Origin of the sequence: Nocardia sp. NPDC060255 (assembly GCF_042727395.1) — a bacterium.
GTDB lineage: Bacteria > Actinomycetota > Actinomycetes > Mycobacteriales > Mycobacteriaceae > Nocardia.
Window position 1 is genome coordinate 179,235 of record NZ_JBHXAU010000016.1, and the last position, 12,716, is coordinate 191,950.

Genomic DNA, 12,716 nt, shown 5'->3' on the forward strand with positions numbered 1-12,716 from the left:
CCCCGGTTGAACGTTGCTTCCGGTCCGCACGCGTAACCGCGCGTACCCCCCGGCAACCGTCAGCCGCGCACCGACTCTGGCGCGGCTGTGAGATAGCCACCGCGCCTGAAGAATTCGGCACCGTCGTGTTCGACCCCGTCCGCCGTGCGAATCCGGGTGAGCACCAGGGCGTGGTTGTGCCCGCGCACCGGATCCGGCCCGCACACCACGGCACCGCCACCCTCCTGCACCACGACGCGACCCGCGGTGCCGCCGTAGCGAGCCGAGGAAACCGACGCGGCGAGCACCTCGATCCGTTCACCGCGATAGCCGGCGTACGCCCGCGGGTACGGCTCGGACAACGCGCGCACGAAACGCTCCAGATCGACTGCGCCCCAGCGCCAATCGATCTCGCTGTCCCGGTCGGCACGCTTGTGGAAGTAGGTGCGTTCGGCTTTGTCCTGTGGCCGCCAGACCGCATTCCCGGACTCCAGCAGGCGCAGCGCCTCGTGCACCGCGCCGGGAATCAGGTCCATCCCGGCGAGCACCAACTCGGTTCCGGTGGCGCCCGGCGGAATGGGCAGCGCACGCTGCACCAGGATGTCACCGGCGTCCAGTTGCTCGTCCATCCGGTGCACGGTGAGCCCGAATTCGGACTCGCCGCTGATCAGCGCCCACAGCACCGGCGAGAAACCGGTGAACTTCGGCAGCAGCGAATCGTGCAGATTGAGCGTGCCGTACGGCGGCAGGGCATAGAGCTCGGCGGGCATCCAGGTGTACCAGCTGTTCACCACGATGACGTCCGGCTCGGCCCGCTTGACCAGATCGATCGTCGCGGCGTCGGCCCGCTCGGTCAGATGCACCGGGATCCCGTGGTCGCGAGCGAGCTCCTCCACCGAATCCGACCAGATCGCTTTGTAGGACTGCGCGCTGGCCGGGTGGGTGACCGCGAGCACCACCTCGTGCTCCGAATCGAGCAGCGCCTGCAGGGTTTTGCGGCCCCAGGTCTGGAAGCCGAACGACACGATGCGCATTAATCGAACCTCATCCTCGAATCTAAGTAAGGCTAGCCTAGCCTATTGGTTGCTCGCTGTGTTGTGGCGTGCGCGATCGGCCGGGACGGCGGCAGCGCCGAGGCGAGCACCCGATCCGACAGTTCGCCCAGGCAACTGAGGTTCGGGAAGCCGGGCCCCTGCGCGAGGCCGGCGAGATTGGGCAGGTAGAGCTTCGTATCCAGACCGGCGATCGCGAGATCGTGCCCGATCGACGCCTCGATCCGCGCCTGGGTGATCGGCCCGCCGACGGCGAGCTCGACCAGATCCGCGGCGTCGGTGTCGAACAACTCGAGGAACCACAGCGGTTGCCCGCCGGTTGCGTCGACCACGAGATCGAAGGTGTGCACCTGATCGGGACGCAGCTCGTTGCGCAGCGTGAGCGCGACGCCCTCGCCCTGCTCGGCCATCCGGACCACCCGCCCCTGCAGGTGGTGAACTCGGCTGTCGCCCAACAGGTTTTCCTGCACGCGCACCGAGAAAACGCCACGGTCGGTCCGCCGGACGACGTCGCGCCGCTCCTGGATGCTCAGCGCACGCCACTTGGCCGGATCGCTGTACATGGAGTTCTCGAAGTAGCTTTCGCCGCGGGTGTAGATGGTCGCGGCGGGTGAGATCACCGACACCGTGAGCACGTCGTGGCGGACCAGTTCGTCCATCGCCGAACCAGCGGTCTCGCCGCCGCCGATCACCGCGGCCCGCGACGAGGCGGGCAGGCTGCGCTTGCCGACGAGATCCCAGAAGTCCGCGATGCTCAGCACTTTCGGATGGTCGGCGAGCGCACGTCGCGAGTGCCCGGGACCGGTGATCATCAACCGGTCGGCCTCGACCACACTGACCGCGCCGTCGGCGGCGGCCACCGAGACCGCCCAGCCGTCGGCGGTCGGCGAGATCGTGCGGACCGAGCCGAGCACCAGCTCGAGGTCGGTCCGGCGCGCAACCCACTGCAGGTATTTGGCCCAGACGTGATGGTGCGGACTCGGGCGGCCACGGTCCACCCATTCCGCATAGGTGCCGCGCCCGACCAGGAACGAGGTCCAGCTGAACGCCATCATGGCCTCGTTGATCGCATGGTTGTGACCGCGCGCCCAGGTCGAGTGATACGGGAAGCCGACATCCTTCTCCGGACTGGTGCCGAGCCGGTGCTGACCGTCGGTCCAGCCGCCGCTGGGCAGCCAATTGCCGCCCACCGCTTGCGATTCCACGACGATGACCTGCGGTGCCGGTAAGCCGAGCGTCCGCAGCACGTGCGCTTTCGCCGCAACGGCCATCGCTTTCGGGCCAGCACCGACCACGAGAAGTCTGTCCACCGGATCTCCTATCTGTGATTCCAGCCACCTCGCAGCTATCGATCGAGCCGTTAGCTGCGACGACAGTCGGCGGTGTCGATCGACCCGCGACGTCGGGCGGGTGGCCCGCCCATGTATGCATAGGCTTACCTTATATTGATGGGCAGTGCCAGCCTTGTGGCGAAGACCCCAGGCGCCGCACCACCACGCCCCAAAGGAATGGAAATACACATGATCAAGCGCAAAGCCCACGCGGCTACCGCAGCAATCGCCCTTACCGCCGCCGCTTTCGGCGTCTTCGGCACGGTGGTCACCGCCGCTTCCGCAACCGCGGCGCCGTCCATCGTGCGCACCGCCGCTCCGTCGGCCGGCGAGCTGCAGTCCAAGCTGTCCCTGGTGTTGAACTCCGGGGCGTCGCGCTCCGCCCGCGCGGCCGAACTCGAGGGCGGCGAAGCCGACCTCGCGGTCATCGAACGGATCGGCGGCGTCATGGGCAGCGTGCCCGGCCTGACCTGGAACGTGCAGAACGCGAGCGCGGCAGGCGACACCCTGAACGCCGACCTGATGGTCACCGTCCCCGGCTACGGCACCTTCCCGCCGATCCAGATCGCGTGGCGGCAGCTCAACGGCACCTGGAAGCTGACCAGCGAGTCCGTCGACACCATCGCCTACTACGCCGGGCAGCAGCGCTGATCGCTTATGCCGCAACGACATCGGGCTCCGTGCGTGGCACGGAGCCCGTTTCGCCGGGCTACCGCGCGACTTTCTACTTTACTTAGGCTAGCCTTATTCGCATGGGTAAAGGAGCCAATGGCCTCATCCTGAAGGCGTGGCGGGCCGACGACTACAGCTTCCGGGTCACCTCGACCGAGAGCATCACCGACAAATACCAGCGCATCGGCTTCACCGCCGACGGCTTGCTGGCGGCGCACCCCGTGCACCCCACGCAGTGGATCAGGCTGTGGGTCCCCGAGGCCGAGAGCGACAAGCTCTACCAGCGCGGCTACACGCTGGTCGATCAGGATCCCGAGAACGACCACTTCTACATCGAATTCGCGCTGCACGGCGGACCGGCCAGCACATGGGCGCAGCGGGCGCAGGTCGGCGACGAGATCGAAGCCTGCGTGCTCGGCTCGGATTTCACCATGCCGGAGACGGCCCCGAGCGAATACGTCGTGTTCGGCGATACCGCCTCGCTGCCCGCGGTCAACTCGCTGCTCGACGCGATCGGCGACACCCCGGCGCGGGTCTGGCTGGAATGGCAGTACGAATCTGACACCACGCTGCCGGTGCGCAACAAACCGCACCACCAGGTGACCTGGGTGCAGCGCATCGATGACGGCAGATTGCTGCGTGAGCAGGCACACGAGATCTCGTGCGCGAAGGATGCTTACGGCTGGGTCGCCTGCGACGGCCACACCACGCGTTCTATCGTGAAGACTCTCAAGAGCACCCACGAGCTGCCCAAAACGGCGATCAAGGCCCGCGCCTACTGGAAGTAGCGCGCCGGTCAGCCGATCGGCGGGGTCCGGGTTCATCCCAGAGGATGACCTGATCACGACCTACTGTCGACGCGCGATGACACCCTCGTCCGCCAGGCTTGTACTCGTACTCGAGGCCGGTCGCGCAATACCGGCGCGGCCCGGTGCCGGAGTGGGAGGTCAACTGGCATGTCGATCCTGGATGCGGTACTCGGGTTTGCCGTGCTCGCCTTCGCGGTGACGGCGGTGGCCGCGCCGTCTATCGCGCTGCGCGTCGCGGCCATCGCGGTGCCCGCGTTGCTCGCGGGGTGCGTGGCGCAGTGGCTGATCGAGGGGTTCTACTGGCAGTTCGCGCCGACGTATCTGCTGCTGGGCGCGGCGACCGGACTCGTTGTCCGGCAGTGGAAATCGCGCGGCGGCGGGTGGACGACGCTCGCCAGGGTCGGGGTCGGACTCCTGCTGGTGCCTGCCGCTCTTGCCTGGGCGCTGGTGCCCGTGCCCAACCTGCCTCGGCCGAGTGGGTCCTACGCCGTGGGTACCGAGGTCCTTCGGCTGGTCGATTCGAATCGGCCGGAGCCCGCCACGGATGCGCCGAACGACCACCGCAATGTCGTTGTGCAGGCGTGGTATCCGGCCGACCCGGCGGCGCACGGAAAGCGGTCCGCCTATCTCGACGGCCACGGTCAGCTGCCGGAGCGGGTCACGGTACTGCCCAGCTTCATGATGCGTGGGTATGACCGCATCGATACGCACGCCCTGCTCGACGTGCCGGTCAACGCCGACCGGACCCGCTGGCCGGTGGTGCTGTTCTCCCCCGGATATGGTGCGCCGCGCGCCTTCTATACCGGGCTGGTCGCCGACCTGGCCAGTCGCGGGTTCGTCGTACTCGCTGTCGATCATCCTTACGAGGCGGCGGTCACCGAGCTCGCCGACGGAACCATCGCGACACCGCACGAGCACTTTCTCGACGACGATCCGGACCAAACCCGTTACATGAGCGGACAACTCGATGTGCGCACCGCCGACCTGCGTTTCGTGGTCGATCAGCTCGAGCGCCCGGAAATCATGGGCCCCAGGCTGTTCGGACACCTCGACACCGAACATGTAGCCGCCATCGGGCATTCGTTCGGCGGGGCGACCGCGGCCGCCGCGCTCGCGACCGATCCGCGGCTCAAAGCGGCGGCTAACATCGACGGCACGCTGTACGGCACGCTGCCGCAACAGTCGTTGACGAGGCCGTTCCTCCTGCTGGAAAGCGATCACGAGGAAACCGGCCACGGCGCAGCGTATCTGGACGGCAATCGCGCGCTGCTCGACCGGCTACAGGCGGGGGGCTTCCGCTACGAGATCGCCGAGGCCAACCACTACAGCTTCACCGACGCACCGCGGTTCTTCGCCGATCCGGCCAGATTCCTGATGGCCCACGTGATGGGCGGCGCCAGGGGACCCCGGCAAACACAGCGGGCCACCAACGACATACTGACCGCGTTCCTGCGCGAGCCGTTCGGTGGCGGTCGAGGTGATGTCGCGGCGGCCGCCGCGCGCTACCGGGACATCGACGGCGGGCCGGTGCGCTAGGCCTGCTCGCGACGATCGACGCCGCGAGCAGGCCCGGGGGGTGTTTCGGTCAGACCGCGACCGGCTCCAGCCGCCAGCCCGTCGCCCGGGAGCGCTCGTTCCAGAAGTCGGCGTAGCGCCCCTCCGCCGCCAAAAGCTCGGCGTGTGTACCGCGTTCGACGATCCGGCCGCCATCCAGGAACAGGATCTGGTCGGCGTGCGCGATGGTCGCGAGCCGATGCGCGACGACGATGACCGTCTTGTCCCTGGTCAGCTGATGCACACCGCGCACCACCACCGCTTCGCTGTGCGGGTCGAGCGCGCTGGTCGCCTCGTCGAGCAGCACGATCGGCGCGTCCTTGAGCAGCGCGCGAGCGATCGAAACCCGTTGCCGCTCACCGCCGGAGAGCGAGACACCGCCCTCGCCGACGGCGGCGTCGAGACCGTCGGGCAGCCGCTCGACGATCTCGTCGACCCTGGCCGCCGTGGCCGCGCGCCACACCTCGTCGTCGGTGGCCGTCGGCTTGCCGATCCGAATGTTGTCCGCCACCGAACGATTGAACAGATAGACGTTCTGGAAGACCAGCGACAGCTGATCCAGCAGCGTGTCCGAGGGCTGATCGCGGACATCGTGCTCGCCGACGAGCACCCGGCCCGCGTCGACGTCGTAGAAGCGCGCGGCGAGCCGCAGCAGCGTGGTCTTGCCCGATCCGCTCGGTCCGACGATCGCGGTGGTCGTGCCGGCCGGCACGCGGAACGTCAGGTCGGCGAGCACCGGCTCACCCGGGCGGTAGCCGAAACTGACGTTGTCGAACTCGACCGCGGGAAGACCCGGTGTGACATCGGTTTTCGCCTCGGGCAGCACCGACTCGACGAACAGCTCGGTGACCCGATCGACGGCGCCCGCCGCCGCGCGCAGGCCATTGGCGAGCTGGGCGGCCTGATTCAGCGGCTCGATGAAACGGGAGCTGACGGCGATCAGCGCGATCGCGGCGGCGGCCGAGATCGCGCCGCCGGTGAATCGGCCGACCACGACATAGCAGAGCACCAAGAAGACCGCCTGCACGAACAGCGAGAACACGATCAGACCCGGCACCGCGGTGAACACCATCCGGGTGACCGCCGAACGCTGCCGGTGCAGTGCGGCGTCGAGGGCACGGTTGCCTGCCCCGACCGCGCCGAACGCCCGCAGCACCGGCTGGGCCTGCGCGAATTCGACCACCCGGGCGTCGGCTTCGGCCGCCGCGGCGTGCACCCGCTCGTCCGACCCGGTGTAGGCCCGGTTGGCCAGGTTGTTCACCACGACTAGCACGGGTGCCGCGAGCAGCATGGCCAGCGAGATGCGCCAGTCGATGAGCAGCATGCCCACCGCGACGCCGAGTGGCACCACAACGCTGTTGAGCACCTTGGCGAGCAGATACGCGACGGTGCCCTGTATTTCGCGCACGTTCTCGACGGCGATCCTGGATAGCTTTCCGGCGCTGGCGGTTTCGAACCAGCCGAGCGGCAGCGCGTTGAGGTGATCACCGATCCTGGTCTGCAACCGAAGCTGCATGCCCACCGCGATGCGCAGGCCGAGAACCGCTTGCAGATAACCGAATATCGCGACGCTCGCGACGGCCGCGATCATCAGCAACGCCCAGAACCAGGCCCGGCCGAGGTCACCGTCGAACAGCGCCTCGAGCAGCGGAACCAGCAGCAGATAGGCGGCCGCCTGGCTCAGTGCCTGCGCGGTGATCGCGGCGAACAATTTCGGTGTCAGCGGGGCGAACTCGTCCGGGACGAGCCCGAGCACCTTGCGAATCATCGCGCCGCCTCCTTTTCGATGAGAGAGACGGCACCGAGCGCCGCCTCGTTGATTTCCCAGAGCCGCTGATAGGTGCCACCGGCGGTATGCAGGCTCAGGTGGTCGCCCTGTTCGACGATGGTTCCGTTCTCCAGCACCAGGATTCGGTCGACGCCGGTGATGGTGTGCAGCCGATGCGCGATCACCAGGACGGTCCGTCCGGCGACCAGCACGGCGAGCGCGTCCTGCACCGCGGCCTCGGATTCCGGGTCCGCGAACGCGGTCGCCTCGTCGAGCACCAGCACGGGACTGTCCGCGAGTAACGCCCGCGCGATCGAAAGTCGTTGTGCCTCACCGCCGGACAGGCTGGCGTCGACGCCGATCTCCGAGTCGTAACCGCGCGGCAAGGCCAAGATCCGGTCGTGGATCTGTGCGGCCCGGGCCGCTCGCTCCAGCGCCGCGTCGTCGGCTTGTTGATCGGCCAGCCGCAGGTTCTCCCTGATCGTGCCGCGGATCAGCCGCACGTCCTGGAAGACGAATCCGACGGTGCGATAGAGCTCTTCGCTGGCGAACTCGCGAATATCGCGGCCTCCGATGGTGATTCGACCGGAGTCGACGTCGTAGAAGCGCGGCACCAGCTTGCCGAGGGTCGATTTGCCCGACCCGCTCGGACCGACCAGCGCGGTGATGGTGCCCGGGCGCAGCTCGAGGTCCAGATCGTGCAGCACCTGCTGGTCCGTACGGTAGCCGAAGCTCACCGACTCGAACCGGACCACGCCGTGCTCGGCGTCCGCCTCCGGCGAATTCTGCGTCCCCGCAACCAGTTCCGGCGTCTGCTGCAGCTCGTACAGCCGCAACGCCGCGGCGCCTGCGGCGCGCAGCGCCTGTCCGCCGTAGCCGAGCCCGAGCAGCGAACTGCCGAGGCCGAGGCCGACCAGCAGGAACGGCAGCACGTCGAGCGGGCCGAACCAGTCGAGCCCGACGCCGACCAGCCCGGCGAGGACGATCAGCAGCATCACGAACACCGGCGCGATCACCACATCGGCGACGGACTGCAGCCGGATCATCGGCGTCTTCCACCGGTCCAGGCTGCGCGCCTGACCGTCCACCGCGGCCTGGAACTCGCTGTGCGCCTTGCCCGCCTGGCCGAATGCGCGGACGACCTGGATGCCGTCGACGAACTCGATGGTCGCCTCCTGCGCCTGGCGTTCCCACCGGTTGTAGACGGCCAGCTTGTCCCTGCTGTCCTGGTCCATCATCTTGCTGAGCGCGATCGCGTAGGCCGCCAAGGGAATCAACAGCACCAGCGTCAGGCGCCAGTCGACGGTCACCAGGTACCCGAGGGTGACGACTGGCACGATCACGGCGCCGACGAACTCGAGCCTGGCATGCGCGACCAGATAGTGCAGTGCCTCGACGTCGTCCTGCAGGTACTTCTTCACCTCGGTGGAGGTGCGCTCGCCGAACCAGCCGAGCGGGACCCTGGTCAGCTTGGCCGCGAGCGCCCGGCGGACGGTGAGCTGGTAGCCCGCGTCCACCAGGTGCGACCAGGTCAGCGCGAGCGCCTGCAGCAGGCCGCGCGCCAGCAGCACGAGCATCGCCGCCCACACCAGTCGCCACACCCGGTCGGTGTCGACCTGATCGGCGAGCAACTCGCGACAGGCCTCGACGATCAGGATGAACGGCACCACGGCGCACACCGAGGCGACCGCCATCAGCATGCTGGCCAGCGTCAGTGTCCGCCGGACCGGCGCGAGAATCTCCTTCCGCGCCAGCGCTTCCTGTTGTTTGCGCGCCTTCTGCACCGCTCGGGGCGGTCGGTTCCCCGTCTCCGCCGCAGGAAGCGGCGCGACCTCCACCGTCATAGCTTGTTGCCTCTCACCATCGTTGGATCTGCTCAACGAACCGGACTCATCCTCACACAAGATGCGCCAGTAATGTAGGTTAGCCTAAGTTATCTACGCAAGGGCTGGTCAGCGGCGGTAGGCAGGACCCATGCGGCGCGCGGCGGGGCACCCATGCCGAGAACGGAGCGAGCGGATACTCATTCGATCCGCTTTCAGAAACGTTCGCGTTTATCGCGGAATTGATTGTCGCACTGTGGACTTGTTCCGGCCATCTGCGAAAACGGCGCGATACTCGTGTCTTTCGACTGCCCGTCATACGGCGGAATGCTCCATGAACGACGGTCCAACCAGGCCCGATAGCGCCGATACATGGCTAGCTTCTTCTCCATACGGAAGTACCGCGTTTGGAGTCGTGAATATGTTTGTTACACAGGTCATTTCCACAATTGCGCGTTGCTCGGTCGATCCCGGCGAGCTGACAACCGAGCAGGCGCACCGCGCCATGCAGGTGCATTTGAATTGCAGCGTCGACGTGTGCCGGGTGCGCCGTCGCGCGCGCCGGACGCTGGTCGAGGCGCGGCGGATGGTGCTCGACGAACGTGCGACGCCCTAGCGCGGAATCCTCCCGGTCGTCGTGGTGTTGTTCCCCACATGACCACAACGGCATCCGATCGATCCGCGCCCGTCGTCGACCCGAGCACCGCCTTCGGCGCCACCGTGGCCGAGCGTCTCGACAAAGAGCCCGTCATCTGGCTGACCACCGTCGGCTCGACCGGGACCCCGCAACCCAACCCGGTGTGGTTCCAGTGGCGGGACGACGAGTTCCTGCTGTTCAGCAAGCCTGATCAGGCCAAGCTGCGTAACCTGGTCCGCAATCCGCGCGTATCGCTGAACTTCAACAGCACCGAATGGGGCAGTGCCGTCGTAATATTCACCGGCACCGCGCGTATCGATGACGTCGCCGCCGCACCCGATGAAATCGCTACGTACACAAAGAAATACGTCGAGGGTCTGAAAGACATCAAGATGACCGCCGAGCAGTTCTTCGCCGAATACTCCACGATCGTCCGGATCCGCCCGGATCGCCTGCGCGGCTTCTGATTCGGCGGCCGAGATGTTCGAATCGCCGTCCCCGGCGGCCGCTTGGCAGCATCGCGGCGTGCGCACCGGTTTCGAAATCGCCTACTTCAAGGTGACCGAGACCGGTGTGCAGATCGATGGATGCACCACGGCGGTCGAGGAGGACGAGGTGTGGGCGGTGGACTATCAGATCGTCCTCGACCCGTCCTGGCACACCCGACGAGCGACGGTCGCGACCCGCCGTCGCGGCGGCTGGCACACGGTTCAGCTGAATACCGACGGCGCGGGCAACTGGACGGTCGACGGCGTGCCGAACCCCACGCTGAGCGGCTGCCTCGATGTCGACCTGGAGGCTTCGGCGCTGACCAACGCGTTCCCGGTGCATCGGCTCGGCTTGGCCATCGACACGACAGCGGATGCGCCCGCGGCCTACGTGCACGCTGTCGGGTTGGAGGTGATCCGACTGGAACAGGGTTACCACCGAATCGCCGACGACGGCCCGCACCAACGCTTCGCCTACACCGCACCGCAGTTCGATTTCACGAGCACGCTCACCTATGACGAGTCCGGCTTCGTCCTCGACTACCCGGGCATCGCCCTGCGCGCCCACTGACCGAGGGCGGCGATACCCGGCGAAATGGCCGACGACTAGGGTCGATGCCGATGAGAAGGCGGCAGAAACCGCCGTTGCCCAAGCGGCACGGCCTGGACCCGGCCCGGCTCCGGCTGCCGGAGGAGGGTGACTGGGCGACGATTCGCGACCACTTGGTCGAGCGGTTGCCCCGGGTCGATCCGGCACGTATCGATGAGCTGTTGAGCGAAGGCGGCATCGTCGATCTCGACGGGCCGATCGCGCCGGACGCTCCCTATGCTCCCGGCACCGCCGTGTGGTTTCACCGCGATCTGCCCGTCGAGACGCCGGTGCCGTTCGACCTCACCATCGTGCATCGCGACGCGGACCTGCTCGTCGTGGACAAGCCGCATTTCCTCGCGACCATCCCGCGCGGCCAGCACATTCTGCAGACCGCGCTGGTGCGGCTGCGCAGGGAACTGGAGCTGCCGGAGTTGATTCCGGCGCATCGGCTGGATCGGGTGACGGCGGGGCTGGTGCTGTTCATCATCAACCCGGCGCGGCGCGGGGCGTATCAGACTATGTTCCACAACCGCACGGTCCGTAAGGAATACGAGGCGATCGCGCCGTTCGATCCCGAGCTGGCGCTGCCGCGTGTGGTGCGCAGCCGGATCGTGAAGGAGAAGCACGTGCTCGCGGCGCAGGAGGTCGAGGGCGAGCCCAATGCCGAGACCTCGATCGAACTGGTCGAGCAGCGCGACGGACTCGGGCGGTATCGACTGCGACCGCTGACCGGGCGCACCCATCAGCTGCGGCTGCATATGAATGGTCTCGGCGTCCCGATTCTGGGCGACGACTTCTATCCGTTGATCACCGATAAGCCGGTGGACGATTTCACGCGTCCGCTGCAGTTGCTCGCGGCGTCGCTCGAATTCACCGATCCGATCAGTCACGAGCCGCGGCAGTTCGTGACCACACGCAAGTTGCAGGCCTGGACGGATCCCGCTGGGTGGGCCGGCTGACGGCACTGAAGGTCAGCCGGCCCATGCGCCCGCCGCGGGGCTCAGGCCACGCCGGGCGCGGCTCGTTGAACTGAAACAAGTTCCAGTCAGAGTAACCCGCGCGCGGCGACGCCACATCGAGACCCGTATATCCGGCGAATTCGGGTAGACGGACAGCAATGACCACTCGAGCGGCGGCCCCGGCACCCATCCGTACACTGGGCGGGATGCTCGCACAGGACCTCGAGGAAGCGGCTGCGCCCCGCCACAAATTGCATGCTTATGCCGATGTGGCCGTGGTTGTCGTCGTCTTGGTGGGAACAAACCTGATCGCGCACTTCACCACCGCCTGGGCCAGTATTTTGACCGTGCCCGTGGCCGCCGTCGTGCTGCTGGCGATGATGCGCCGGCGTGGACTGCATTGGCATGAGCTCGGTCTCTCACCGCGATACTGGCGGCGCGGGACGCTCTACGCCCTCGGCGCGGTCGGCGTCGTCCTCACCGCGGTCGCTATCGGCGCGATATTGCCGATTACCCGTCCGTTCTTCCTGGCCGATCGCTACGCCACCATCTCCGGGGCGCTGATCGCCTCGATGATCGTGATTCCGTTGCAGACGGTGATTCCCGAGGAGCTGGCGTTTCGCGGGGTGCTGCACGGCACGCTCGATCGGGTTTATGGGGCGCGCGGTGTCTTCGCGGCGGGATCGCTGCTTTTCGGGCTCTGGCATATCGCCTCGTCGCTCGGATTGACCAGTAGTAATCGCGGCCTGTCCGGGTTTGTCGGCGGCGGTGTCGCGGGTCAGCTCATCGGCATTCTGCTCGCCGTCATTGCCACCGCGGGGGCGGGTGTCGTATTCACCTGGCTGCGCCGCCGCAGCGGGAGCCTGCTCGCGCCGATCGCGCTGCATTGGTCCGTCAATGGTGCGGGCGCGCTGGCCGCCGCCATTGTCTGGCATACAACTTTGTCCTGAACCGACGCCGTCCGACGTCGAAATCGGGCACAGCCCACCGGAATTCCCGCCGGTATTCGAACGCATTCCGAACCGCCGTCGACGGCGTGTTGCTCAAATCGG

The 12,716-nt window shown here is 67.2% G+C and carries 12 protein-coding genes; 8 read left to right on the forward strand and 4 right to left on the reverse strand.

Annotated features, from left to right (window positions below; genetic code table 11):
- Positions 1–59 precede the first annotated feature (59 nt).
- On the reverse strand, positions 60–1,013 hold the full coding sequence (locus tag ACFWF1_RS27335) for a methionyl-tRNA formyltransferase (RefSeq protein WP_379286681.1): 954 nt from the start codon (positions 1,011–1,013) through the stop codon (positions 60–62).
- Positions 1,014–1,045: 32 nt separating this feature from the next.
- The gene (locus tag ACFWF1_RS27340; RefSeq protein WP_379286679.1) at positions 1,046–2,341 is read right to left on the reverse strand and encodes a SidA/IucD/PvdA family monooxygenase; all 1,296 of its coding nucleotides are present in this window, start codon (positions 2,339–2,341) and stop codon (positions 1,046–1,048) included.
- A gap of 210 nt (positions 2,342–2,551) precedes the next feature.
- On the opposite strand from ACFWF1_RS27340, the gene ACFWF1_RS27345 reads away from it, so the two are divergent.
- The 3 genes from ACFWF1_RS27345 to ACFWF1_RS27355 all read left to right on the forward strand — a co-directional run bounded on the left by ACFWF1_RS27345 (position 2,552) and on the right by ACFWF1_RS27355 (position 5,379).
- Positions 2,552–3,013 (forward strand): hypothetical protein, encoded by a 462-nt coding sequence (locus ACFWF1_RS27345; RefSeq protein ID WP_379286677.1) that lies wholly within the window; start codon positions 2,552–2,554, stop codon positions 3,011–3,013.
- Positions 3,014–3,114: 101 nt separating this feature from the next.
- The gene (locus ACFWF1_RS27350; RefSeq protein ID WP_379286675.1) at positions 3,115–3,822 is read left to right on the forward strand and encodes a siderophore-interacting protein; all 708 of its coding nucleotides are present in this window, start codon (positions 3,115–3,117) and stop codon (positions 3,820–3,822) included.
- Between the two features lie 168 nt (positions 3,823–3,990).
- The gene (locus ACFWF1_RS27355) at positions 3,991–5,379 is read left to right on the forward strand and encodes an alpha/beta hydrolase family protein (RefSeq protein WP_379286674.1); all 1,389 of its coding nucleotides are present in this window, start codon (positions 3,991–3,993) and stop codon (positions 5,377–5,379) included.
- Between the two features lie 49 nt (positions 5,380–5,428).
- Here ACFWF1_RS27355 and ACFWF1_RS27360 read toward each other — a convergent pair whose 3' ends face one another.
- Positions 5,429–7,165: an ABC transporter ATP-binding protein gene (locus tag ACFWF1_RS27360; RefSeq protein WP_379286672.1), complete on the reverse strand. Its 1,737-nt coding sequence runs from the start codon at positions 7,163–7,165 to the stop codon at positions 5,429–5,431.
- Complete coding sequence (locus ACFWF1_RS27365; RefSeq protein ID WP_379286670.1) at positions 7,162–9,009, reverse strand: ABC transporter ATP-binding protein; 1,848 nt, start codon at positions 9,007–9,009, stop codon at positions 7,162–7,164. The genes ACFWF1_RS27360 and ACFWF1_RS27365 overlap by 4 nt, the downstream gene beginning before the upstream one ends.
- A gap of 400 nt (positions 9,010–9,409) precedes the next feature.
- On the opposite strand from ACFWF1_RS27365, the gene ACFWF1_RS27370 reads away from it, so the two are divergent.
- The 5 genes from ACFWF1_RS27370 to ACFWF1_RS27390 all read left to right on the forward strand — a co-directional run bounded on the left by ACFWF1_RS27370 (position 9,410) and on the right by ACFWF1_RS27390 (position 12,614).
- Positions 9,410–9,604, forward strand: coding sequence for a hypothetical protein (locus ACFWF1_RS27370; RefSeq protein ID WP_379286669.1), 195 nt, complete (start codon positions 9,410–9,412; stop codon positions 9,602–9,604).
- Between the two features lie 38 nt (positions 9,605–9,642).
- The gene (locus tag ACFWF1_RS27375) at positions 9,643–10,092 is read left to right on the forward strand and encodes a TIGR03667 family PPOX class F420-dependent oxidoreductase (RefSeq protein WP_379286667.1); all 450 of its coding nucleotides are present in this window, start codon (positions 9,643–9,645) and stop codon (positions 10,090–10,092) included.
- 13 nt (positions 10,093–10,105) lie between these two features.
- Complete coding sequence (locus tag ACFWF1_RS27380) at positions 10,106–10,684, forward strand: putative glycolipid-binding domain-containing protein (RefSeq protein WP_379286665.1); 579 nt, start codon at positions 10,106–10,108, stop codon at positions 10,682–10,684.
- Positions 10,685–10,734: 50 nt separating this feature from the next.
- A complete protein-coding gene (locus ACFWF1_RS27385; RefSeq protein WP_379286664.1) occupies positions 10,735–11,664 on the forward strand; it encodes an RluA family pseudouridine synthase in 930 nt (309 codons plus the stop codon).
- 206 nt (positions 11,665–11,870) lie between these two features.
- Positions 11,871–12,614, forward strand: coding sequence for a CPBP family intramembrane glutamic endopeptidase (locus ACFWF1_RS27390; RefSeq protein WP_379286662.1), 744 nt, complete (start codon positions 11,871–11,873; stop codon positions 12,612–12,614).
- Positions 12,615–12,716 lie beyond the last annotated feature (102 nt).

What these genes read in the sequence shown, in the direction of transcription:
- ACFWF1_RS27335 (WP_379286681.1), bottom strand. Translation starts at nt 1,013, where the DNA reads ATGCGCATCGTGTCGTTCGGCTTCCAGACCTGGGGCCGCAAAACCCTG.
- ACFWF1_RS27345 (WP_379286677.1), top strand. Translation starts at nt 2,552, where the DNA reads ATGATCAAGCGCAAAGCCCACGCGGCTACCGCAGCAATCGCCCTTACC.
- ACFWF1_RS27350 (WP_379286675.1), top strand. Translation starts at nt 3,115, where the DNA reads ATGGGTAAAGGAGCCAATGGCCTCATCCTGAAGGCGTGGCGGGCCGAC.
- ACFWF1_RS27355 (WP_379286674.1), top strand. Translation starts at nt 3,991, where the DNA reads ATGTCGATCCTGGATGCGGTACTCGGGTTTGCCGTGCTCGCCTTCGCG.
- ACFWF1_RS27360 (WP_379286672.1), bottom strand. Translation starts at nt 7,165, where the DNA reads ATGATTCGCAAGGTGCTCGGGCTCGTCCCGGACGAGTTCGCCCCGCTG.
- ACFWF1_RS27365 (WP_379286670.1), bottom strand. Translation starts at nt 9,009, where the DNA reads ATGACGGTGGAGGTCGCGCCGCTTCCTGCGGCGGAGACGGGGAACCGA.
- ACFWF1_RS27370 (WP_379286669.1), top strand. Translation starts at nt 9,410, where the DNA reads ATGTTTGTTACACAGGTCATTTCCACAATTGCGCGTTGCTCGGTCGAT.
- ACFWF1_RS27375 (WP_379286667.1), top strand. Translation starts at nt 9,643, where the DNA reads ATGACCACAACGGCATCCGATCGATCCGCGCCCGTCGTCGACCCGAGC.
- ACFWF1_RS27380 (WP_379286665.1), top strand. Translation starts at nt 10,106, where the DNA reads ATGTTCGAATCGCCGTCCCCGGCGGCCGCTTGGCAGCATCGCGGCGTG.
- ACFWF1_RS27385 (WP_379286664.1), top strand. Translation starts at nt 10,735, where the DNA reads ATGAGAAGGCGGCAGAAACCGCCGTTGCCCAAGCGGCACGGCCTGGAC.
- ACFWF1_RS27390 (WP_379286662.1), top strand. Translation starts at nt 11,871, where the DNA reads ATGCTCGCACAGGACCTCGAGGAAGCGGCTGCGCCCCGCCACAAATTG.